At 67.2% G+C, this 908-nt stretch carries 1 protein-coding gene; it reads left to right on the top strand.

Translation table 11 applies throughout. From position 1 onward, the window contains the following. The coding region (locus tag ACFQ3T_RS36780; RefSeq protein WP_380730811.1) for a nitrite/sulfite reductase at window positions 1–908 on the top strand (908 nt) is incomplete at both ends.

The following is a 908-nucleotide window of genomic DNA, read 5'->3' as shown; positions in this document are numbered from 1 at the left end:
TGGGCGCTGGGCTACCGCGAGCCGCTGAACCCGAACGAGCGGAGCAAGAAGGACGACAACCCGCTCAACGTCCGCTCGCGGATCGAGAACATCTACGCCCACGGTGGTTTCGACTCGATCGACCCGGCGGATCTGCGTGGTCGTTTCCGCTGGTACGGGTTGTACACGCAGCGCAAGCCGGGGATCGACGGCGGTCGGACGGCGACGTTGGAGCCGGAGGAGCTGGACGACGAGTACTTCATGCTCCGGGTCCGGATCGACGGCGGTCGGTTGACGACGCAGCAGTTGGCGTTGATCGGTGAGTTGTCGCAGACCTATGCGCGGGACACGGCGGACATCACCGACCGGCAGAACGTGCAGTACCACTGGATCCGCATCGAGGACGTGCCGACGATCTGGCGCAAGCTGGAGGACGCGGGCCTGACCACGATGGAGGCCTGCGGGGACAGCCCGCGCGTGGTGCTCGGCTCGCCGGTGGCGGGGATCGCCGAGGACGAGGTGGTCGACGGCACGCCGGCGATCGACGAGATCCTGCGCCGCTACATCGGCGACCCGCGCTTCTCGAACCTGCCGCGCAAGTTCAAGACGGCGATCTCGGGGTTGCCGGACGTGGCGCACGAGATCCACGACGTGGCGTTCGTCGGTGTGGACCACCCGGAGTACGGTCCGGGTTTCGACGTGTGGGTCGGCGGTGGTCTGTCCACCAACCCGATGATCGGCAAGCGGTTGGGCGCGTGGGTGCCGTCCGACGAGGTGCCGGACGTGTGGGAGGGCGTGATCAGCGTCTTCCGTGACTACGGCTACCGGCGGTTGCGGCATCGTGCGCGGATCAAGTTCCTGGTCGCCGACTGGGGTCCCGAGAAGTTCCGCCAGGTGCTGGAGGACGAGTACCTCAAGCGCAAGCTCGT

This window comes from Saccharothrix hoggarensis (genome assembly GCF_042678885.1).
Classification (GTDB): domain Bacteria; phylum Actinomycetota; class Actinomycetes; order Mycobacteriales; family Pseudonocardiaceae; genus Actinosynnema; species Actinosynnema hoggarensis.
The sequence above is the reverse complement of the archived record's forward strand: the minus strand, read 5'-3'. Positions and strand labels throughout refer to the sequence as shown.